The organism is Streptomyces pseudogriseolus (assembly GCA_002154585.1).
Lineage (GTDB): Bacteria > Actinomycetota > Actinomycetes > Streptomycetales > Streptomycetaceae > Streptomyces > Streptomyces pseudogriseolus.
Genome location: MUNG01000742.1, coordinates 1 through 504, shown reverse-complemented (window position 1 = coordinate 504; position 504 = coordinate 1). Strand labels below are relative to the sequence as shown.

General features: G+C 73.8%; 1 pseudogene. It reads left to right on the top strand.

The window, feature by feature from the left end:
* Nucleotides 1–504, top strand: a pseudogene (locus tag CCN29_RS34490) (malto-oligosyltrehalose synthase); the annotation flags it as partial.

Here is a 504-nt window from a genome sequence, read left to right as displayed (position 1 = left end):
TCGGCGGCGAGGAGGGCCTGCGCGAACTGTCCCGCACCGCCCGCGACCACGGCCTCGGCCTGATCCTGGACATCGTCCCGAACCACATGGCGATGTCCCCCCGGCACAACCCGGCCCTGTGGGAGGTGCTGCGCGACGGCCCGTCCTCCCCCCGCGCCCGCTGGTTCGACATCGACTGGGAGGCGCAGGGCGGCCAGGTGCTGCTGCCGGTGCTGGGCGGGCCGCTCGGCGAGGAGGCGGACCGGCTGAAGGTCGACGGGGACGTGCTGCGGTACCACGACCACGCCTTCCCGCTGCGCGAGGGCACGGCCGGCCTGCCGCTGCCGCGGCTGCTGGACGCGCAGTGGTACCGGCCGGTGTGGTGGCGGCTGGCCCGCACCGAGCTGAACTACCGGCGGTTCTTCAGCATCTCCGAGCTGATCGGGGTGCGGGTGGAGGACCCCGAGGTGTTCGCGGCGACGCACGCGAAGATCCTGGAGCTGCTGCACGAGGGCGTGGTCGACG